Raw genomic sequence first — 22,152 nt, 5'->3', positions numbered from 1 at the left:
AAGCAGCTTTATGCATCATAATACAAAAGTTGACTGCGTACCTTGTTGTGCTCTCTGTCACAACTTAAAGGACTCATACTATCGAGATTATAGCATAGGTTTAAAGATAAATACAACCGTAATTTAAAGATCTTAATTGTTCTGGGTATCCTTATGCTTCGCGAAGATGAATAATTTGGCCAAACGCAAACGTTATCGTAACTACCATAATGACATTCATCACCACTAAAACAATATCAAAGATACTTGGGAGTGCTAAAGCAAGAATAAATAAGATGAAACACATGATAATAATGTAACTCATAAATCCGGTGTTTTTATTTAGGCGAATGTTATTGCGGTTAAATAAAAATACAAGCATGATTGATCCACAAAATGCTGATGATAAGAGCATATAAGGGACCTTGAAACTCGTATCAATCACACTTGGACCAAATACCGAGAAGACATAGGCAATCACCGTCATAGTAAAACATCCCAAAAAGGTACTTGAGTGGAACGTATCATCCAAACTCCGCAAAGCCCCTAACATCACAACAAACGCCAGTGTGGGTCGAAAGCAATGAAATACAATCCCCATTAGAATGATAAAACCAAACGTAAAAAGATTGGACATCACAACTTCTAAAGCAAAACGCATGCGATCACAATCATCTTCATCAATATACCCGTATTTATAGAAATTATGACTTAGTTTCAATGATATTTTTTTCATGTAACACCTCTATTTGTATTATATGAAAAAAAGATACTTGATAAATCGAAATGGTTTATATTGTATCTTTTTATGCATATTATGATGATTTGGAAAGGATTAGCGTTAATTTGAAATAATCATCTTCAATCTTGCTATCCATTTTCCCCATATATTTTTCGGTTGTTTCTTTCATGGCAACCATTCCAAAACCACGTTTATCCCCTAACCGTTTTGATGACAGATAAACGCCATCTTTTATACGTGGCATTTCATGAAATGTATTCAAGACTTGAATCTTACAGAACTGACTGTTTTCTTCAAGATATAGTTTGACGACCCGTCGTTCACACTTACCTGCAGCTTCTATCGCATTATCCAATGCATTCCCAAGCAACACCGTTAAGTCATAGGGTTCAATTTGAAATTCAGAAATACCAACCCGCGTAACAAAATGAATATGTGGGTTTTGCGTGATTTTAGAGTTTACGATTGCATTTATAACCGGATTGGGAGTGTTCACATACGTCTTTAAAGCTTCATGATGAATCAGCTCATGAATGTAATTCCGCGCTTCATCATCCTTTCCCGATTCAATCATATAGGAAAGTGAGGCCATGTGGTTTTTAAGATCATGTTTAAGTTTCATGACTTCCACATCGGATTCAACACGCTCCACTTCTCGTTTTTGATAGAGATTGAATGCATCGATCATCGTTTGATATGTCTCGTTTTTTACTTTCATTTCAAAATAGTTACTGATAATCATAAACATAATCGAGATTAAGATTGTTTGGATAATAATAAAATAGAAAATAAGATTTTTCGAAATAATGTAGTCCTGAGTTAACACAATATCAAAAAGGACGATAATTACGAGCAGGTTAACCACGAGGTAACCCAATGTATAGTTGGAAACAAAAATATCTTGAGTAAACTGCTTGGGGCCTAAAAATCGACGCAACAACTCAATGAGAATGATTGTAATGGTCTTAATACCAAACATCACAATCATTCTTAATTCGGTTGCCCCCATTAGCACATCAACATGAATATTGGTAATTTTAACGACTGCGGAAATTACCAGAATCGTGATAATACCTAAGAGAAGATAATAGACAATGGCGGACATTACTTTCGCAAACACACTACCATCAAACAATACAAACACATAGACAATTAGTAAAACACCCATAATAATCGAAACAAAAGAAGAAAACGCGGTCGAAACGGTGGCACTAAAAATCAAAAAGGATGTTAGGAAGGTAACACCCCAGAATTTAAATTTATGATTATCTTTAGTTGTAAGAAAGACTTGCGCAGCTCTAAAAAGCAACAATACATCTAAAAGACAAAACAATGCTTCCCCAATCAGCATCATGCCTTCATTTGTCATCTACAATCGCTCACTTTCTACTAAGAAATCTAAATAATTTTGATATAAATTTTTAAACTGACCGCGCGATACTTCAATTACGTCATCATATCCCTTCAGTTTAATAACGCCCTTTCGCATTTCTTGAATATACATCATATTCACAATATAGCGACTGTTAGGTTGGATAAACATTGATTCAGGCAAACTTTCATAGACCTTCGTCAAACTGGTGGACTTCATAACATACGACTCATCTTGAGTATAAATCGTAATATTACGGTTTTCATAGAGCGCAAAAACAATCTCCATAAGCTCCAAATTTAAAATCCCCGAATCAAATTTAAAAACAATACTATCGCGTTGGGTTAAGCGCGTCGTAAGCTGAATTAACGCCTCTGGCAACTGTAAATCCAATTCTTGCTTTAAGATATAGTCATAGACATTAAGACCAAAAGCGTCCTTAATATAGCCCTCATAGGAGGTGATAAAGATAACGACTGTACTTGGACTATCCAAAGAAAGACGTTTCGCTAATTCAACGCCATTTCGAGAACCCAATTCGATATCCAATAAAACAATATCGATCTTGGTCTGTTTTACACACGACAACACATCATCTGGATTATCAAAGATTAAGACACGATAATCAATATCTCGGCTAAGCAGTGTTTGATTCACAACTTCCCGAAGACGATCATGCATGATCGTTTCATCATCAACAATTGCTATTTTAATCATAACCATACCATTCCTTTGCCTAAATTATAGCATAACCTTTCCCTATAATTGAACCATAAAAAAACCTTGGTCCGTTACTAACCAAGGTTTTTTATTATTTTTTCTTTGGTAATTCCGGCTTATAGAAAGACCATAGCGATAATGTTGTTGCTTGATCTGAAATTTTCAACAGACCCTGTACAACGTGATTAACTATTTTTTTCATTGGCCTCCTCCTTCCGCCCCAAAAATCTGTATTGCTTCACATCCCCTTGATCAAAACAAATTTTGGTACGATGTGCTTCGTTTACATCAATGATAGAATGCAAACGGATCGTTATTCGTAATAACTGAAGTAACAATGCTTGACTATATGGTCAAGTATAACCAAGCGATAAAATCGATTATGTGCGATATAATGATTTATAGGAAGTCAATATATTATTTAGAATATCCCACCATACCTAAATAAGAGCTCCGAAGTGTGTTCATCTTCGTTTAAACATTCCTAACTGTTACTTAACTTCATCGAAAAGCAGTCGTCTCACCAAAGACGGTTGCACACGATTCATCACACACTGATGAATCATTATTATGGTGTGTGCTGCATACATACAAAGAAGGTTATGATTTTTTTTGTATTGTTATGCAAACCTATAATAACGGAAGAATGACATATTTTGATATTTTATGTATAATTTGTATGAAATTAAGGATATTTTGTATTTTTACACAAAAAAAGAAACTTGAGGTGCCAAATGGACACGAAATATTTACCTGGATTACGAATTCTCAAAACAACCCTTGCGGTTGCAATTTGTCTTATTGTTGCTTGGACATTAGATTATCCTGCTCCCTTCTATGCAGCAATTACTGCCGTACTGATGATGAAATCATCCCCTGAGCATGCTGTACGTGCTTCACTCGATCGAATATTAGGTACCCTCTTTGGAGGGATTATCGGTATCCTCTTTCTTCTTATTACCATCTATTTTAATATCCCTAATGATTCCTTAGGATACACCGTATTGATTGTACTGGTACTACTGGTTGATCTTACGTTATGTAAAATATTAAACCTTCGCGAATATGCAACATCCATGTCCGCAATTTTGGTTCTTGCGGTACTCCTTAATCATAATGGCACACAAGGGGATGCCATCCAATACATGATTCGCCGGATTCTAGAAACATTATTCGGAATCTTTATCTCGGTCATTATTAATAAGTACATTAATCATAAAGAAGACCTGTCTTAAATTTAAAAAGTCTCAACGACCGCAATCGTTGAGACTTTTTTAGTAAGCTACAATTCCATGTAGTAGCATCTGCATTGTATTTTCGACGGCTTCTTTTTGCGTTACATTTCCCACATACACCTGAACCCATGCAATTGAAACATAATTATTGATGGTATTGATAATCCATCCTTCATTAACGTTTTGATTCAACATCTTCTTTTTATACATTTTAATTACAACAGTATAAAGGGGTTTAAGGATTGCATGACATTCTTGTCGAAGTTCATCCGAATTCAGACCATCCGGATAATAATATAAGAAGTACACGCGATCACCCAATTCAATCAGTACATCTACAATATCTTTTAAAGATTCAAATAAATCCAGTTTACGTTCAAGTCCCTTTAGGGCTGTATCAATCTCCTCAATACAAGCGCGAGCCATTACGTCATAAAGCTCATCACGCCCTGTAAACGTACGGTGAAACGTCGCGCGACTGATACCGGCATTTTTTGCGATATCATTTACCGTAGCGGTCGGATTCATAATTATAAAGGGCACAGTTCTTCGAATAATTTCTTGTTGTTTCATCATAACCTCTTTGCGACATAAGTGTGTCATTCCACTTATAATACAACTGCCACATGGACAAGTCAAGGAGATTTGCGGTCATTTTTCACACTTATTTCATAATTAAATTGATTCCGTATCAAAACAACAAAAAAAGCGCACTTAATCGCGCTTTCGGTACTTCATATAAACCAACTGGCCCTTTGTATCACTTTCAATTAGATCAAGGTGGTGGCTGTTTATCGATTCATCAAATAATGGAATCCCCTTCCCCAGTAAAACCGGAGCAACCGCAATCCAATATTCATCAATAATCGCTGATGCCACAAGTTCTGAAACTAACATTCCACCACCAACAATCCAAAGATCTTTGCCTTCTTGTTGCTTTATGGCATTCAGTACTCCAACAACATCGTCCGAGATGATTGCCATGTTTTTACGCAGTTTTATATCCTGTGATGAAACAACATAGGTAAAGGAATCCTCATACGGATAGACATCCGGTGAAAGTACTTCTGTAACCTGTTCGTATGTTTTCCGCCCCATGACGACGGTATCAATGGATTTGTAGAACCAATCATAAGTATCATCATCTAAAGAGTTATAAGGGTCTAACCAATCAATAGCTCCCTTCTCATCCGCGATATAGCCATCCAGACTCATGGCAATGAATAGTTTAATTTTTCTCATCATACCACTTCCTAAGTTCTACGAACTAGTCTTCGCGCATCACTTTACCCGTCATCGCATCAATTTTAATATCGATCGATTTTTGATGTGCACCAACAATCTCAACCTCATAGACTAAGGCATCATCCTTCTTCTTGAGTTCAACTTCCACAAAATGTCCAGGCTTAACTTTTAATGCTTGATGCATTGCATCCGAAACAGGAATCACCGTATCAAATTCATCCCGCGTAAATCCATCCCGTTCAACCTCAAGCTGTTCTTCATGGTCCAAGTATTCATTTGTCTCCGAAAGAATGGCATGATTACTATTAAATACGATTTCAACTTCACTATCTTCAATCGCTGCCTTAACCTCATAGACTCCCTCTTCATGAAGAGGTCTGTAGGCAACTTCCGTAATGATTGATTGTTCATCGTGTAACGAGAAATAAAAATCAAGTGCATCTTCGAAGGAAACATCAGGGAGATGGTTTGGATTTTCTGTATTTGGTTTGATTGGTGGAAGCTTTTGAACTTCTTTATCAACGGGATGTGGCTTTATCGAAGTCGCAGTTTTCCCGCGATCGGAGCACCCAGCAGTAATCCCTAACATCAAACAAATACAAATGATCTTTCTCATGTCGACAGTCCTTCCTCATTATCTTCTATTTACATTTTAGCACACACATCTCATAACAACTGTGTGTTGTATTGTGATTTTAATAAAAAAAGAAGCCGAAGCTTCTCTATTTTAGAATAACAGTGGTTTCACAACATAGAAGAACAGTAAAACAATTACCCCTAAAACAATTCGATAAACACCAAATGCTTTAAAGTCATTCTTCTTAAGATAATTTAATAGGAAACGGATTGCGAATACCGAAACGATAAAGGACACAACCATTCCGACAACTAGTAAGCCAAACTCAGAGAACATAAATCCATTCCCTTTAATGAAGAACTTCGCTAATTTTAAAATACTTGCCCCAAACATAACGGGTACTGCCAAGAAGAATGTGAATTCTGTAGCGACAATGCGGGACACACCAATAATCAATGCCCCAACGATTGTTGCACCGGATCGTGATGTCCCTGGGAATACAGCTGCAATTAATTGGAATAGTCCAATAATCAATGCCGTTTGATATGTAATTTCAGAAATTTTTGTGATTTTTGGTTTCGCATTTTTATTGCGATTTTCAACAACAATGAAAATTACCCCGAATAAAATTAACATAATTGCGACAACGGTCGGATTATACAAATGTGCGTCAATCCAGTCATCAAATAGAATTCCAACAATTCCAGCTGGAATGCAAGCAACCACAATCTTTAACCACATATTGATGATGTCTTTTTCGACAGTTATGTTTCCCGCTTTATTTTTCTTAAATGGGAACAACTTATGCCAATAAATAACGACCACGGCGAGAATTGCACCTAATTGTATCACCACAAAAAACATGGATTTAAATTCAGGTCGTGCATTCAATTTTAAGAATTCATCTACAAGAATCATATGACCTGTACTACTGATAGGTAACCATTCTGTAATTCCTTCAACGATACCGAGGATTATAACTTTTAATAACTCAATCAAACTAGAGTCCTCCTATTTATATTATGCCTATAACAGACTATGATTAGAATAACATATTGAGGACTTGTTGTGATGAATTTAGTGTAAATTTTAGTAAAACATCATGATTGTTATTTTATGTGATTCTTTTTATCACTTATAATTCGTAACACAAGACCTAATCCTAAAAGTGTATAACCACGATATTGAGGTGTAATACCTGTTTGCGGTAAAGATTCACTTACGATACCAAAATGAACTACTGGTTTTTCAGGTTTGACACCTTCATCACGTGATGGTGGTGAAACAGGATCTTTGGGTTTAATAATTGGTTTTTTCAAATCGTCAATTGGTTTTAATCCCCCATCTACGGGTTCTTTTGGTTTTATTGGGTCTACAGGATCCGCTGGTTTTACGGGATCTACGGGATCTTTTGGTTTTACGGGATCCACGGGATCTTTTGGTTTTACGGGATCCACGGGATCTTTTGGTTTTACGGGATCTACAGGATCTTTTGGTTTTACGGGATCTTTGGGATTTTCGGGATCGATTGGATTTGTGGGAACAACTGGATCGATTTCTATGGGTTCCGGTTTGGCTTTAACCGTAACCGCGACGGATTGTTCTTCACCATCTTTAGTGCGATAACGGATGTCCGTTTGACCTTCTTTAAGCCCTTTAAATATCATATCCTGACCATTATTTTGAGGTGTTCCTTCAAGATATGCTTCATCCCAAATCCATTTTCCTTGAGCTGGTTTCGGACTGAGTTTAAAAGTATTCCCTACTTCAACGTCCATTGAACTCGGTAAGTTTTTAATGACCAAAACAAGTTGGTTCAGGGATTGTTTGAGCTTGTCGACCATATTATCAATAAGATTTTGATCAATCCCTTTTTGATTGCGAAGTGTTTTCGCTTCTTGAAGTGAGGTCATTAAATTCGTAAAGGAAGTTTGGGTGTAATCGGCAGCATTTAAATTGGATGCTTGACTGATTAGAATATCTAATTTTTTCATATCCAAGCCCCCTACTTTTACTTTCGCAACGGCTCGTGTTCCATTTTTAAGTTCCGCAATGACTGCAGCTTCACCAGCATGCTCCCCTGTAAATTTAAGGCCGGCTATGCTCACGTGTTCCTCGTTGCTTGTAAGTAATCGTGTTACAACTTCAGGATTGCTTGGATCATTGTTTTCTATTGTAAATTTCGGAGCAACAACCGTTCCCGAATTAATTTCGTAGACGTTTTTCTCAAAGCTTAGCGTTGGTTTGTATTGTGGTTGATCCACAACTTCAACCTCATACTCTAATTTTTCGTACGCATTTTGAACCGTAATTTTTGCTTTACCGTTTTGATGGGCTTCAATTTCGCCCGTATCAAGAGCTGAAACAATGTGTGGAGCATCCGAATCAAAGGTACGTGTTCCCTCTAACTCATAAGATACAAGTTTACGTTTTTCTCCAACCTTCATTTGAAGTTTCAGCGATTCTTCTTCAAATACTTCTATAAGTGCAACAAGATCAATGCCATTTTTATCTTGGATTTTAATAAAAGTCGCTCCAGGTTTAATGCCCGTTACAAGTCCTTTATCATTCACACCCGCAACATCACGATCTTCCGATTCAAACGTTGGTGTCTGCCATTTAAAATTACCTGGTTCAAGTTGAATTTGTTCACCCACTTTTATTTTAAACTCATCCACTTTAAGGTGTGGTTTGGGTGTGCCGGGTACCACAGTTTTATAATTGGTTTCAAGCATTCCGGCATCAACTGCGGATATCACAACTTCTTGACCTTTTAAATTCGTCACATCCACATCAAAGGCATGACGGGATACAAGATCATAGGGTGTATACTGTTTCTTTAGCGGACGGTTTACTTGGACTTTGTCATTATAAACAGGATAAAGGGCAGTTTGCGTTAAAAATGTATTATCACTGCTTTCCACATGCATCATCACCGTTCCATTTTTTTCTGTAAACCTAATTTTATCTTGCGGAATGACTGGTTTTGTATGATCGATATGAATTGTATGAACAAGTTCTTGATCAATTCCTTTACGATATCCCAAATCAGCACTGATTTTTAAATCATAGCGACCTTCTGGGAGCGGATTTTTATGTTGATCTAGGCCTGTAAACGTTGAGAAAGGCCAGAAAAGGATGTTTGGAACTTGTTTTCCATAGGTATTGTTGTAGAAGGTTTTACGAATATTTGGACGTTCTTCTTTCATAATGACCTGTTTTGTTTGTTTGTTGGTAATTTCCAAGGTCATGGATTCAACATTTCTTAATTGACCTAAATTAATTCCATTCAACTTATCAAACAAGCCATCTCCATTTGGAGAGAGTACAAAACGACTTGGATTTGTATGAATCATCCGACGATCAAAAATATTACCACCCATGGGCATTTTGTCAGAACGATAACGGTGTGCATAGTTACTTGCACGGACACCCATCTCATATTCCGCGGCATGATCAAAGAGGGGTGGCTTTTCCCAATCACCATAAAACGCTAAGAATGGAATGCTGATTTGTGGATGACTGGCATGCGTGAGTTGTACAAAACCTTCCACATACGTGCCATTTTCAAATTCCTGGTTGAGTCGATTTTTTTCAGCCTGGGTAAGTTGAACGGTAATCGATACATCCTTTGTTTCCTGCGGCTTTACCGTCACCGATGTAGATCCTGAACGTGTTACATCCGCACTTCGGTTATCATCCGTCATAAACACACGTTCGCGATGATCATCCATGATACTGCGTTTGATTGCGGGTACACTCACTTTTTCTTGAATTTGATACGTTTCGGCTTGTGTTCCGATATTGGTAACTTTAAATTTTAACGTATAATTACCCGTTTTGTTTTGGTCATCTCCCAATTCGATTTTAGGGCGATTGGAGCCATCATGATTTTGCTTGGGATCAACACTTAAATAAACTGGGGTCTTAATAGCAGCATTAATATCCATCATCCCTGCCCCTTGTTTTCGAACCGGTTGGGGCGCACCATCTTTTTGTACAATTGGATGGGCGGTACTCATCAATAGATTATTGGTAAGTTCCATCTTTTGAATGTTGGTAAGGCTTCCAAATTTATCATTTAAGTATTGTTTCATTAATGCGGATGCCCCTGCAACATGCGGTGTTGCCATGGATGTTCCGGACATCTCATCATAATTACGTCCATTTAATCGGGGCATTGCGGAACGTATCCATGCCCCTGGCGCTGAAATTTCTGGCTTAATACTAATGTTAGGAGTTGTCCCGATACTGGAGAAACCAGAAAGGGTGACTTGAGTTGGATCAACGGTCTTACTTCCCGGACGATATTTCGTATTATTCACACTTGCTACAGATACCGGAGACGCATACGTTGACGGACTCCCAACAATACCGTGGTCGGGATCTGAAGCAAGCGTTAAATCATTCCCATATAGGTTTTTCTCAGAAGCGGACATGGCATTTCCTGCCGCAACATCGAGGACAATACCGTTATCTCGAATACGATTATACATATCGTTTGTAGGCTTGTAGGCATCATGCATAAACCCCGCATCACTACCCAAACTCATATTAATGACATCAACGCCTAAATAAACACAATCTTCCAATGCCGATACCAAGCTAATATCACTGGCCCCACCGCCTTTATCGCTAAACACTTTAAAAATCATGAGTTGCGCCTCCGGTGCAACGCCTCTAAAATCTGCTTGATCTTTTCCCGCTACAGTTCCTGCAACGTGAGTTCCATGGGCTAAACGTCCATAATTATGCGCACTCGGATCAACAATCGGATCGTTATCGGCATAGTCATAAACAAATGGAACTTTATCATTGATATAAACATGATCTACAGTAAGTCCGGGTGTATTGGCTGTCGCCTTGAGTTTTTTATTATTTAAAACCGTTTGGATCTTTTGTTTATTAATTCTAAATTGTGTTGGTGCTACCGCAAAGGCAGGATGTCCTGTATCAAGACCCGTATCCAAAACCGCTACCACAGTATTCTCACCTTTGTAGTGTGATTGCGTCCAAACGGTATCCGAACCAATGGTACGATTACTATCAACCATTTGTGGTTCGGGAATGTCATAGGTTTGACTGACAAAAGCACTCTTAACGCCCTCAATATCTTTTATTAAATTAAGATCATCCAAGGATGCTTTCAGAGAAAAACCATTCATAACCCGTGTAAAATTACGCTCTACTTCCACATCCTTTTGAATCACTTCAGAAATCTTATCAACTACAACGTCATGAGATTTGATTAAGTTTTCTTCGAGGTCTTGAGCTTGTTTGGTTTCTGAAAACGCCCCTAAACTACCAACCCTATGGATCTCATTTTCGTAATCTAAAATTGGTCGTGCTTCCAGTTCTACGATAATATCGACTGGGTCACTGGGATCAACTGAAACCTCAGATGCGTCCTCTTCAACATCCGTCGCTTCTTCATCCAGAATCGCTTGAACGATCGATATATCATCCACTGGTGTGAGTTCTGCACCAATTCCTTCGTCATTTGCACGGATATTTGTGCCGGTTGTAATCACTAAAAGAAGTGAAAGAACTATGGGCATCATCGCTTTAAATCGTTTCTTCATAAAATCACCGCTATCCTTATATATAGTATTTATTATTTTCTTTTTTTTATAATACATGAATTATTTTTTGATAGGTTAAGATTTAAGAAAGTTTCCAAAATCATCAAAAATCGCGTGATTTTATATCAAATTCAGAGAAATTTAAGCACAACATTGACCACATAAAACAAAAAACGTCTCTTTAAAGACACAAAAAAACTCTCGTTTCCGAGAGTTAAATGATAATGTTTTAATTAAGCAACTTTAACGTTGATAGCTTTATCACCACGTGTATCACTTTCAATATCGAAAGTAACAACATCACCGTCATTTAAAGTTTTAAAACCATCGCTGATAATTCCTGAGTAGTGTACGAAAATTTCTTTTCCACTGTCAGTAATGATGAATCCAAAACCTTTATCTGCATTAAAGAATTTTACTTTTCCTGATTCCATAAGTATGCCTCCAGTTCTAGTTAATTAAGAAGGTCATGCTTACCTTGTTCACACAATTGCAATGAGTATCTTATAACTTCTAAAGTATATCACAACATCTTCCCAATTACTACTAAACATTTTAACTTATTCATTTCTCACCAAAATCCCATATTTAAAAGTTTCATCCATTTATCTTGTTGCTCCCAACAATCTAACGTAAAATTAATCTATAGAAATGAGGATGCCTATGAAGAATCTATTTAAATTAATAATCAAAGTGGTCTTAGCTTTTTTACTGATTGTTCTAATTGTGTTGGGTGGATTTATAACCTATGCTTTTGTTACCGATTATAAGCCAGAGCCGCGCATTCAACTCGAGATTGATCAGGGAACCCACCAGTCCACGATTACAACGGATAAACTCTATTCAATTTTAACGTATAATATTGGCTATGGTGCTTTAGGAAAAGATCAAGACTTCTTTATGGATGGCGGAAGTAAAGCTGGGGCTGATTCCTACGATGAAGTGATGACAAATATGGATGCGATCAATCAATTCTTCATCAAGCAAGATCCTGATTTTGCGTTCTTTCAAGAAGTTGATTTATCCGGTAATCGCAGTTATGACATTAATCAGTATGAATTGTTGCGTAAAACCGAATACAACGGTATTTATGCTCCCAATTACAAAGTGAAATACGTACCGGTTCCTTTTACACATCCAATGGGTGGAGCAGAAAGTGGTATTGTAACCCTTTCAAAATCCGTTCCAACGCTTTCTGAACGTTATCGTTTCGATGGAGAAGAACCAATGATTAAACAATTATTTGATCTAAAACGAGCATTTAGTATGACGCGCTATCCAACGGATAACGGTAAAGAACTCGTTCTTATTAACGCTCACTTCTCTGCTTTTGATGAAGGCGGTAAAGTCCGTGTTCAACAACTTGCCCAAATGCGTCATGTGCTTGAAACCGAGTATGCTCAGGGAAATTACGTTATTTTAGGTGGTGACTTTAATCATGAGTTACCGACAACGGATGCGCAACATTTTCGTTGGACGGATGCTTATCCAGATTGGATTATGAAGCTTCCTGACGACTTTGCCCCCAAAGGGTATCATTGGGGTGTAGACCCTACAAATCCTTCGGTACGGGCCGTCGATAAGGCTTACCGTCCTCAAGAGACCTTTACCGCAGTCATTGATGGTTTCCTCGTATCGGATAATATTGAAATCAAGCAAACAATTGGACATGGAACACTTAACTTTGAACATTCCGATCACAACCCGGTATCCATGACCTTTAAGTTAAAATAAAAAACGTAGCCATACGGTTACGTTTTTTACTAGGACCAACGTTTGGATCAAGCATACGATTGCATCCAATTGTCTTATCTTTAATCATGGGGTAAATGATCGACTAATTTCTTAAATACAGCATGACCTAACGGTTGGCAATGAATCACGTCACTTTTAAAGGTATGCATATTTTCAAAGCGGAGCGTCATTTCTGAATCCTGTACAGTAATGTGATAGTCATTAAAATCATAACGTTTTTTGACACGAAAGAGTTGGTACGAAATAATACGGGTATCATCCAGTTCAAATCGAATGGCATCCTTAAGAATAATAAAGTAAATACACAAAATAGAGACAACCCCACCAAGAGATACATAGATGCCTAAAACATTGGCCCAATCAAGGCGTGTTTGGTTTTGAAGGATCAATGTAAGCACGCTTAAAAAAACAAAGATTATTAGAGCACTTAGAAGATACCTGTTTAAAACACGTGTCAGAGGTCGTTTAAACGTTCTCATCATGACCCTCCTTTTTGTAAGATTATACAAAGTTAACACGAAATTTTAGTTAAGAACGTGTGATATTTTTATACAAAAAAACACGTTTCAACGATTGTCGATGAAACGTGTTTTGTATATTATCTATTGAATTGTGAGAAGGTCTGCTGTTGAGGGATCAACAGCTTCATCTTCTTTATGAAGTGTAATGGTTTGTCCTGATGTAAAGATAAAAGGACTTACTAAGGATTTGCCTTGTGCTTTCACAAAGTCGATATCAACATGCGTTAAGACATCGCCTTGTTTCACCTTATCACCTTGTTGTACTACAGCATGAAATCCTTCACCTTTTAATTCTACCGTATCAATACCAATGTGTATGAGAACCTCAAGCCCTGAATCCGTTAGAATACCGAATGCATGACCTGTAGGAAAAATCATCGTAACCTCTCCACTCATTGGCGCAACAATTTCACCATCTGTAAGTTCGATTGCGTAACCATCACCCATCATTTTTTGAGAAAAGACTTGATCTGGAACCGACGTTAATGAACGTGCAATTCCAGTTCCAAATGCTTTCATTGTTTCTTCTTTTTTCTTAAATCGTTCAAACATGGTGAACCTCCATTTATATTTTAAAAATTCTGTTCAAACTCGTACTTATGTTAGTAACGAAACCTACTCGTCAATACCTAAGATATCAACAATATTATTTTTATAGAGAATTGCTTTCGCGCCATAAATCGCTTGAATGCCATCTCCAACCACAAGTACATCCGTAGCACCAAGTGCTTTTAAACCTTCTTTGTTTACGCTATCTTGAGATTTTACCGCTACACGCAAACGTGTAATACATGCGTCAACATCTTCAATATTTTCTTGACCACCAAGATATTCAATAATCTTAATGGAGTCATCTTTTAATGAATCTTTCGTTGTAACCGCTGCTTCTGGAGCTGCCTCATCTTCACCACGACCTGGTGTTGGTACATTGAATTTCAAGATATATGTCTTGAATACAAAGTAATAAATTACAAACCAAAGTGCCCCTACTGGTAAGACATAGAGCCAGTGTGTTTTAGCTTGCCCTTGTAAGATTCCAAAGAGTAAGAAATCAATAAATCCACCTGAGAATGTGTTCCCAATTGAAATACGAAGAACATCCGCAATTAAGAAGGATACACCGTCTAAGAACGCGTGAATTACATAAAGGACTGGAGATACAAATAAGAACATAAATTCAATCGGTTCTGTAATCCCTGTAATAAATGATGTAAGTGCAACACCTAAGAATAAACCACCATATTGTTTGGCTTTATCTTTCGGTACACAGTGATACATTGCAAGACATGCTCCAGGTAAACCAAACATCATCGTTGCGAAACGACCTGCAAAGAATCGCGTTCCTTGTGTATAAAGACCGACATGGTTTGGATCTGCAAGTTGCGCAAAGAATATTTTTTGAGCACCCGCTACAGAAACACCATTTACAACTTCAACACCACCAAGCTCTGTAAACCAGAACATTGGATAGATCATGTGGTGAAGCCCTGCAGCACCACATAAACGCATTAAGAATCCGTAAAGGAATGTTCCGATAGGACCTAAAGTAGCAATAAAGTCCCCGCAACTTACAAGAAGTTGTTGGAAGGGAGGCCAAACAAGATAGAATGCGGCTCCTACAAAAATTGCTGCAAACGAAGTAATAATTGGCACAAAACGGGATCCTCCAAAGAATCCAAGAACTTGTGGCAATTGAATATTGTGGTATCGGTTATGGAAATATACCGCAACACTACCGATTACAATACCACCAATAACACCAGTATCAATCGCTGCCCCTTCAGGACTAAAAATCCCAAGAAGCGCCGTCATGGTTCCATTCATGACAAGATAACCAACAACACCCGCTAAAACCGCTGTTGCTTTATCTTTTTTCGCAAGACCTGCACAAAGACCAATTGTTAAGAGTAATGCAAGATTTCCAAATACAGTACTTCCGGCTGCAGACATAACTTGGAATACAGCCTGTAAGATTGGTTGATTTAAAAATGGATAAGCTGCTACAGTATTTGGGTTTGATAGTGCTCCACCAATCCCTAAGAGCAATCCAGCAGCTGGAAGGATTGCAATTGGCAACATAAATGATTTACCAATTTTTTGTAGTTGTTTAAACATTATTTCTCCTTAATCGCTTCTATAAAGCGTGTCGCAATTTCTTGAGGACGGGTAATGGCACCCCCTACAACAGCACTATGAACCTTTAAATCCATAATACGTTTTAATTGCTCGGGATAATGTATTTTCCCTTCCGCAATTACGGGAACCTTTACCGATTGAACCATCTTCTCTACCAGTTCAAAATCCGGTCCATCAACATTTTTAGAATACGATGTGTAGCCTGCAAGTGTACATGAAACACAATCGAAACCAATACGTTCTGCCTCGATGACTTCTTCAAGAGTTGAGCAGTCTGCCATTGCTAGACGTCCACCATCATGAATTTGTTTGACGAGGTCTTCCGTTTTCACGCCCATGGGACGAACACGGTTTGTTGCATCAAGTGCAATCATTTCACATTCCGTTTCAAGAAGTGCTTCAACCTCTTGATGTGTTGCAGTGATGAACACTTCACTGCCTTCATAGTTTTTCTTAATAATACCAATTACCGGTAAATCTACCATCTTTTTAATTTCATTGATATCATTAACCCCTTGAGCTCGAATCCCTACAGCACCTGCTGCCTTTGCAGCAATCGCCATACGACCCATAATCATCGAGCTTTGTAACGGTTCCCCATCAAGTGCTTGACAAGAAACAATAAGTCCGCCTTTCACAGCTTCTAACATAATCTAACCTCCTCAACACTAAGAGTGTTGTAAATTGTAAATGTGTAGTGCAATATAACCAATTTCTGATTCAGGAAGTTGAATATTAAACTCTTGATCAAGCATTAATGCAAGATCTTCAGAGATTTCATAGGCTTCACAATACCGTTCACGTAGAATATCAATCAATGGATTCGTAAGGGTTACATTATCTTCTGAACGTTTAAATGCAAATTTGAGGTGTGTAATTAAACGTGCTTTTCCCACACTATTTTGAGTGAATTCTTCTGGAATACGATTGTTGATAAAGTCGACGGATGCAGTAATCACCTGAGCATAAAAGGCGCTGTTTGAAACCTTACCTTGATGCATGGCAGCATGTAAATGGAGAATTACCGAGCCAACCTCAGAATGAGGGAGTTCTACATCCAATTCGGCATTGATCATTTCAACCATATGTTTTGAAATATCATAAAGCTCAGAATACATAAGATAGTATTCCTCGGTGAAGAAGTTGCTCATCTTAACGCGATTATGATAACGATAAATCGCAAAATTAATATGATCGAGTAATGAGATATGAATCGATTCATCAAATTTATAATTAAGGGTTTTTTCCGCATAAGCAATTGCCGCTTCCGTAACGAGCAATACGTGATCATCCGTGTTCATAACGATCTTTTCATACTGACTCATTTTATCTAAATCTTGAATACGGTAAAAACTTGTGACAGATTCCTCATCGATGACCGCTTTGCTCTTAGCGTCAAAGCCGATGCCCTTGCCAATCAAGATATAGTCATACTTATCAAGTTGGGCAAAGACAATATTATGGGTGAATGCTCGAACTACTTTGAACTGATTCTTCATACGTTCATCTCCTTCTTCCTGGATTACACTAGAGCTCCTGCAACAAAAAAACAACTATCCTCGCTGAAAACAAGAGCTCACGAAAAAAAATTCGAGTCGCTAATGCCTATATGCGAAATATAGTTGCACGCATATGGATTATAGCCGAAATCCCTTACAAAATCAACGAGTTTGTAAAATATATTTAAAATTTCACATTGTTGAAAATCATTACCGGAATATCTTCCATTTCTATACATATATTAAATTAATTATCATTTTTTATCAAATTTATCACCAAGATATCACAACGCGCCGTTTTGCCACGCGGTTTAATTATTTCAAATTAAGCGTATAATAGAAATATAAGTAAAAAAGGAGTATCTATGATTACGATTAAATCAAAACGCGAAATTGACGGTATGTATCAATCCGGTCAATTACTCTCATCCATTCATGAGGCTTTACGAGACTTTATTAAAGCAGGAATATCAACACATGATATCGACCAATTTGTACAAAAAATGATTGAGGACAACGGTGGCGTTGCTGCCCAAATCGGTTATGAAGGTTATAAATACGCAACATGTTGTAGTGTAAATGACGAAATGTGTCACGGCTTTCCTACCCATAAAAAATTGAAAGATGGCGATCTCGTTAAGGTAGACTTTTGTGTTGATCTTAATGGATTTCTTTCCGATTCATGTTGGGCATACTGTGTTGGAAATAATCCAAGTCCAGAAGTAAAACAATTAATGGAAGTTACTGAAAAGGCGCTTTACATCGGCATCGAACAAGCCCAAGTTGGCAATCGTGTTGGTGATATCGGTGCAGCCATGGATGAATACATCACACAATTCGGTTATAAGATGTCATTGGATTTTTCAGGACACGGGCTGGGTCCTACCATTCACGAAGAGCCCATGGTTCCTTTTGTCGGTGTTTACGGAACAGGTGCTAAGCTCAAAGAAGGCATGGTGATTACGGTAGAACCGATTGTTAATGAGAGCACACCTTATGCGAAATTAGACGATAACGGATGGACTGCCCGTACCAATAACGGATGTCTTAGCTGTCAATATGAACATACTTTCGCCATTACGAAAGATGGTCCCTTCATTACAACCAAACAAAAATAAAACGTTCCGGCATCAGCCCGAACGTTTTTTTATGCATCCGTGTATTTTAATTTACGTCCACAATATTCACAAGGAATGGTTTCATGTTGGATTACTTCATTTGAAGCACCACACCCAGGACAGCGAATCATCTTCGACTGGACGCGCGCTTTATAATTTGAGACAAATAAACCTTCAATCATTTTTGAATCACGATTAACACTCATATCTTGAAGATAACCTTTTCGTACAAGTTGATCTAAATCTTGTAAAGTCTCTTGATATGTTTGATCCATTGATCGCGCAAGGGTATCAATCGAAAAAATTCCTTTTTTAAAGATAAGTTGATTGTATGCGAGATATCGTTCTAAGTTTAAGTTTGATTTGGTTGCGGAATAAACCATCGCCAAGCCACCAAACATAAATGCAACACCAAGAATCATTCCACTGTAATCATATCGGTATGCATCTTGCACTTCCGTGACCAATCCGAAAAGTCCAAAGAAAAATAGCACAACACCCCACACTAAACGTCCTGTTTTGCGTTGATAAAGTCTTGTTTTGGGGTTAATAGTTATTTTTTTAAATTGCATAGTCTATTTCATTTCTAAGCGATCAGCTTTATTCTTAACAATTAAAAGTAAGATGATAAGAAGTGCATGAATCACAATTTGACCAATTAAAAGGGTTTGGTCTGCTTGATGAATAAGAAATGCTACGATAAGTGTATAACTGATTGATAAGAGTGCATAGAGTGCTGTGATGGTCGTGACACTGCTTTTTAAGAATGTTGACTTCATCGTACCCACAAACCCGGTGATTAAAAAGAAAACAACCTCAGTAGTTAAAATCCAGATAAACGATATCTCGGTAATCATCCCACTGAGATATCCAATCAAGATCGTCGCAAGCACGGTAATTAATCCGATGATATTATAGTTTTTATTCATGGTCATCAACCTTCTTTCCACATGATCCACAGAATTTCGCATTATTTGTTAACAGTGCGTCACATGATGGACATTGTTTTTGAAGTTGGATTCCGCACTCATGGCAAAATTTTTGCGAAGCATCCTTGAGGTCTGCATGACATCCAGGACATTGTTTTTCTTCATGATTAAGCATTTCGGAACATGTCCCACAAAACTTATCCGAGTCCATGACTTTCGCACCACAATGAGGACACGACGTATCCTTATCAACACTTAGCGTGCCCATGGTTTCACTCATCGTTTTACCAAGACCTGCGCCAAGACCTAATCCCATTCCAGCACCCATAACACTACCCAAACTTCCTTCATTTTGCGCAGCACCTACCAATGTATCGAAAGAACGCTCCTGTTTGTAGTCGTATCCAACAATATCCATCTCAGCACGTTTTGAAAGTGCTTCTTTAAGACGCATAACCGCAGCATCAGTATCTGGAACACTGATATCCGCAATATAGAAATTTAAGAGTTCAATTCCATATTCAGAAAATGTTGGCTGCATTTGTTCTTTAACGTATTCTGAAAGTTCTTTAAGATATGCATTCAACTCCAGCACGGTAATACGTTTTTCCACAAGGTAGGTAGAAATTGCATCTTTCACATGCGTGTTATAAAATCCTCTAAAATAGTTAATAATTTCATCACGACCAAAACTTTTTAACGTTCCAACAAGTTTTATGAGAAATGCCTTTGGATCGTTGACCGTAATTCCAAATTGACCGTATGCGCTTAAAGGCACGTAGATCCCATACTTAGGATCTTGAATTTGAATGGGTGATGTTGTTCCCCACTTAATATCAAGTGTATGTGCTTTATTAACAAACCATACTTCAGCCTTGAATGGCGATTTCTTACCAAAAGGTAGGTTGACGATTTTATTTAAAAGCGGAATGTTTGCGGTATCTAAGGTATGTCTTCCTGCTTCAAAAACATCATAGGCAACGCCCTCTCTATATAAAACTGCCGCCTGTGATTCATTCACAATAAGTTGTGTAAATGTTGTGAGTTCATCGCCTGGATATTTCCAAGCGAAGATATCTTGATTTCCTTCATATTTAACGATATCAATTAATGCCATAATAAGCCTCCTATTTTTCTAGTGTAAAGGTTCCCGTTAATAAGGTGCGATTACTCTCTGATACAACGGTGAATTCGAGTTGATCCCCGCTATTGATTTTCATGACAGAATTGCTGTGTTCTTCCAATTCATACAAAACTTCTTTCGGTTCATTTGGATTAATGAAGCTTCGACTTGATGCTGGATAATTCGAACGTTTACGCCCTGTATTGACCGATTCAAGTGCCGTTTGTAAATCAGTCACCTGGATTGGTCGGGTACCGTGATTTTCAAATCGGACCCGATACACCATAGACCGTTGCACCCCTTTTTCCGCGTAGCGTCTTCCTTCACGGTAGGATGGTTTGTATTCAGCATTAATAAAATCGATACGTTCCAACGTTGCGGATAAAAGTCCGTCCTCAGATTTAAACGTAACATCGGGTAAATATTGCTCAGTTACCACACCATGACCATTCGCTGAACGCAGCATATTTGTCGGTAATGCAGCTGATGTATCATAGATTTTCGCAACTTCGGTTTCAGCAATCGGAAGATCCAATTGACGATAACTTTCAAACAAGCGATCATCCGATAAGTCATCTTCAAAATCGATTTCAGGCGACTCCACTTTAATGCCGCCATCCATAAAGAGATTGGCATAATGAGTCGGACTCAACGCAACCAAGAGATCTCCTGCTTGGGACGATTCGGGTTGTATCGTAATTTGCCCGCCCGTTGCAGATGCACTGGTCCAATTTAAATTTGGGTAACTGGCATCGGTTTTAATCGCGGTAAGATAATCCCGTTCAAAATTGAAATTTTGAAAATTCTTCACCACAATTGGTTCTTGTTGGTGATTTTCCATAACTACATGGATAATCAAATACCGTTTTGTTTTTGGCGTTCGTGATGCAGTTCCAATCTGAATTGCTTGTTCAAGTTCAACAAGTTCATATCCTTGAAATACAACATCAACTTTATTGGCATTATAGGTGTAGGGTTTTTCCAGTTTGAAAAGTGATTGCGAGACTGGAGCACCCAATGACTCAAAATAAGTATATGTATCGGTAAAGTCATAGGATCCCGTGATGGTTTCATAGTTTTGCACATTGGTATAACGGGCTGAACGCATTTGCGCTGGACGATTTTCCCATCCCAACCATGTTACCGTCATCAATCCCACCAGAATGAGCAGAGCCAGCACTTTATAATCTTTAATCCGTTTTTTTAATTGTTTACAATTCAATGCATCCACCCCTTTTTTATCTTAATTTTAGGAGTTCCCAACGAATTTCATGGTGCAATGTTATAAAACATTGGTATTATGTTCTAAACGTCAAAAAAAAGACAGTTTATACTGTCTTTCCTAAATTCAAATCTCAACCGCACCACCCAAGGTGCGGTTGTTTTTGTATAATAAAAGGAGCCCACCCGACTAAAAGGAGCTCCCATATGAAGTATAAACAATTAGATAAAAAAATGAAAGACCAAATTGATATTCTATTAAGCATCGGCTACTCTATGCGCAAGGCAGCACGTAAACTCAATATATCTCATTCTACGATTTCTAGATATAAAAATAATGTCTATAAGAAACGAACGATTGATATTCGAGAAAAATATTCCCACTTAATCGAATATCT

23 protein-coding genes are annotated in these 22,152 nt (G+C 37.8%); 4 read left to right on the top strand and 19 right to left on the bottom strand.

Translation table 11 applies throughout. The features are described 5' to 3' along the window. Positions 1–151 precede the first annotated feature (151 nt). The 4 genes from EPJ90_RS01970 to EPJ90_RS01955 all read right to left on the bottom strand — a co-directional run bounded on the left by EPJ90_RS01970 (position 152) and on the right by EPJ90_RS01955 (position 3,015). Entirely contained in the window at positions 152–715 is a 564-nt protein-coding gene (locus EPJ90_RS01970; RefSeq protein ID WP_125164132.1) for an accessory gene regulator B family protein, read from the bottom strand. Positions 716–794: 79 nt separating this feature from the next. Then, positions 795–2,090 carry a sensor histidine kinase gene (locus EPJ90_RS01965; protein ID WP_125164131.1) on the bottom strand — a complete coding sequence of 432 codons (1,296 nt, stop codon included), beginning with the start codon at positions 2,088–2,090 and terminating at the stop codon, positions 795–797. Then, entirely contained in the window at positions 2,091–2,810 is a 720-nt protein-coding gene (locus tag EPJ90_RS01960) for a LytR/AlgR family response regulator transcription factor (protein WP_237558291.1), read from the bottom strand. 94 nt (positions 2,811–2,904) lie between these two features. Further along, positions 2,905–3,015: an AgrD family cyclic lactone autoinducer peptide gene (locus EPJ90_RS01955; protein WP_018580021.1), complete on the bottom strand. Its 111-nt coding sequence runs from the start codon at positions 3,013–3,015 to the stop codon at positions 2,905–2,907. A 532-nt stretch (positions 3,016–3,547) separates the two neighbouring features. On the opposite strand from EPJ90_RS01955, the gene EPJ90_RS01950 reads away from it, so the two are divergent. Beyond that, positions 3,548–4,048 (top strand): FUSC family protein, encoded by a 501-nt coding sequence (locus tag EPJ90_RS01950; protein ID WP_125164130.1) that lies wholly within the window; start codon positions 3,548–3,550, stop codon positions 4,046–4,048. Between the two features lie 39 nt (positions 4,049–4,087). Here the strand turns inward: EPJ90_RS01950 and EPJ90_RS01945 are convergent, their stop codons facing one another. The 6 genes from EPJ90_RS01945 to EPJ90_RS01920 all read right to left on the bottom strand — a co-directional run bounded on the left by EPJ90_RS01945 (position 4,088) and on the right by EPJ90_RS01920 (position 11,886). Then, on the bottom strand, positions 4,088–4,621 hold the full coding sequence (locus tag EPJ90_RS01945; protein ID WP_161636972.1) for a TetR/AcrR family transcriptional regulator: 534 nt from the start codon (positions 4,619–4,621) through the stop codon (positions 4,088–4,090). A gap of 141 nt (positions 4,622–4,762) precedes the next feature. Then, a complete protein-coding gene (locus EPJ90_RS01940; protein ID WP_237558290.1) occupies positions 4,763–5,290 on the bottom strand; it encodes a dihydrofolate reductase family protein in 528 nt (175 codons plus the stop codon). Positions 5,291–5,315: 25 nt separating this feature from the next. After that, positions 5,316–5,909: a PepSY domain-containing protein gene (locus EPJ90_RS01935; RefSeq protein WP_161636970.1), complete on the bottom strand. Its 594-nt coding sequence runs from the start codon at positions 5,907–5,909 to the stop codon at positions 5,316–5,318. 111 nt (positions 5,910–6,020) lie between these two features. Further along, positions 6,021–6,869 carry an undecaprenyl-diphosphate phosphatase gene (locus tag EPJ90_RS01930; protein ID WP_161636969.1) on the bottom strand — a complete coding sequence of 283 codons (849 nt, stop codon included), beginning with the start codon at positions 6,867–6,869 and terminating at the stop codon, positions 6,021–6,023. A gap of 110 nt (positions 6,870–6,979) precedes the next feature. Continuing rightward, positions 6,980–11,452, bottom strand: a complete 4,473-nt coding sequence (locus EPJ90_RS01925; RefSeq protein WP_161636968.1) for a S8 family serine peptidase — start codon at positions 11,450–11,452, stop codon at positions 6,980–6,982. Between the two features lie 233 nt (positions 11,453–11,685). After that, positions 11,686–11,886 (bottom strand): cold-shock protein, encoded by a 201-nt coding sequence (locus tag EPJ90_RS01920; protein WP_003775691.1) that lies wholly within the window; start codon positions 11,884–11,886, stop codon positions 11,686–11,688. Positions 11,887–12,115: 229 nt separating this feature from the next. Between EPJ90_RS01920 and EPJ90_RS01915 the strand changes: the two genes are divergently transcribed. Beyond that, a complete protein-coding gene (locus EPJ90_RS01915) occupies positions 12,116–13,186 on the top strand; it encodes an endonuclease/exonuclease/phosphatase family protein (RefSeq protein WP_161636967.1) in 1,071 nt (356 codons plus the stop codon). Positions 13,187–13,266: 80 nt separating this feature from the next. On the opposite strand, the gene EPJ90_RS01910 is transcribed toward EPJ90_RS01915, so the two are convergent. The 5 genes from EPJ90_RS01910 to EPJ90_RS01890 form a co-directional block, all read right to left on the bottom strand. After that, complete coding sequence (locus EPJ90_RS01910; protein WP_125164124.1) at positions 13,267–13,686, bottom strand: hypothetical protein; 420 nt, start codon at positions 13,684–13,686, stop codon at positions 13,267–13,269. 123 nt (positions 13,687–13,809) lie between these two features. After that, positions 13,810–14,280, bottom strand: a complete 471-nt coding sequence (locus tag EPJ90_RS01905; protein ID WP_161636966.1) for a PTS sugar transporter subunit IIA — start codon at positions 14,278–14,280, stop codon at positions 13,810–13,812. Positions 14,281–14,343: 63 nt separating this feature from the next. Then, positions 14,344–15,843 carry a PTS transporter subunit EIIC gene (locus tag EPJ90_RS01900; RefSeq protein WP_161636965.1) on the bottom strand — a complete coding sequence of 500 codons (1,500 nt, stop codon included), beginning with the start codon at positions 15,841–15,843 and terminating at the stop codon, positions 14,344–14,346. After that, complete coding sequence (locus EPJ90_RS01895) at positions 15,843–16,514, bottom strand: N-acetylmannosamine-6-phosphate 2-epimerase (protein ID WP_161636964.1); 672 nt, start codon at positions 16,512–16,514, stop codon at positions 15,843–15,845. Before EPJ90_RS01895 ends, EPJ90_RS01900 begins: the two co-directional genes overlap by 1 nt. Positions 16,515–16,532: 18 nt before the next feature. Next, on the bottom strand, positions 16,533–17,363 hold the full coding sequence (locus EPJ90_RS01890; protein ID WP_200542512.1) for a PRD domain-containing protein: 831 nt from the start codon (positions 17,361–17,363) through the stop codon (positions 16,533–16,535). A 365-nt stretch (positions 17,364–17,728) separates the two neighbouring features. Between EPJ90_RS01890 and map the strand changes: the two genes are divergently transcribed. After that, positions 17,729–18,481 (top strand): type I methionyl aminopeptidase, encoded by a 753-nt coding sequence (map, locus tag EPJ90_RS01885; RefSeq protein ID WP_200542511.1) that lies wholly within the window; start codon positions 17,729–17,731, stop codon positions 18,479–18,481. A 29-nt stretch (positions 18,482–18,510) separates the two neighbouring features. Here map and EPJ90_RS01880 read toward each other — a convergent pair whose 3' ends face one another. From EPJ90_RS01880 to EPJ90_RS01865, 4 genes are read right to left on the bottom strand one after another with little or no spacing between them, the layout of a single operon-like run. After that, positions 18,511–19,053: a hypothetical protein gene (locus tag EPJ90_RS01880; RefSeq protein WP_125164120.1), complete on the bottom strand. Its 543-nt coding sequence runs from the start codon at positions 19,051–19,053 to the stop codon at positions 18,511–18,513. 3 nt (positions 19,054–19,056) lie between these two features. Then, positions 19,057–19,410, bottom strand: a complete 354-nt coding sequence (locus tag EPJ90_RS01875; RefSeq protein WP_200542510.1) for a hypothetical protein — start codon at positions 19,408–19,410, stop codon at positions 19,057–19,059. Then, positions 19,403–20,527 carry an SPFH domain-containing protein gene (locus EPJ90_RS01870; RefSeq protein ID WP_200542509.1) on the bottom strand — a complete coding sequence of 375 codons (1,125 nt, stop codon included), beginning with the start codon at positions 20,525–20,527 and terminating at the stop codon, positions 19,403–19,405. Before EPJ90_RS01870 ends, EPJ90_RS01875 begins: the two co-directional genes overlap by 8 nt. 10 nt (positions 20,528–20,537) lie before the next feature. Further along, the gene (locus EPJ90_RS01865) at positions 20,538–21,764 is read right to left on the bottom strand and encodes a hypothetical protein (protein WP_200542508.1); all 1,227 of its coding nucleotides are present in this window, start codon (positions 21,762–21,764) and stop codon (positions 20,538–20,540) included. 197 nt (positions 21,765–21,961) lie between these two features. Between EPJ90_RS01865 and EPJ90_RS01860 the strand changes: the two genes are divergently transcribed. After that, a partial coding sequence (locus EPJ90_RS01860; RefSeq protein ID WP_200542507.1) for a helix-turn-helix domain-containing protein occupies positions 21,962–22,152 on the top strand: 191 nt, incomplete at its 3' end.

The sequence above is a fragment of the Erysipelothrix sp. strain 2 (EsS2-7-Brazil) genome (assembly GCF_016617655.1).
GTDB classification, from domain to species: Bacteria; Bacillota_I; Bacilli_A; order Erysipelotrichales; family Erysipelotrichaceae; genus Erysipelothrix; species Erysipelothrix piscisicarius.
This window is presented reverse-complemented; position numbering and strand designations above follow the sequence as displayed.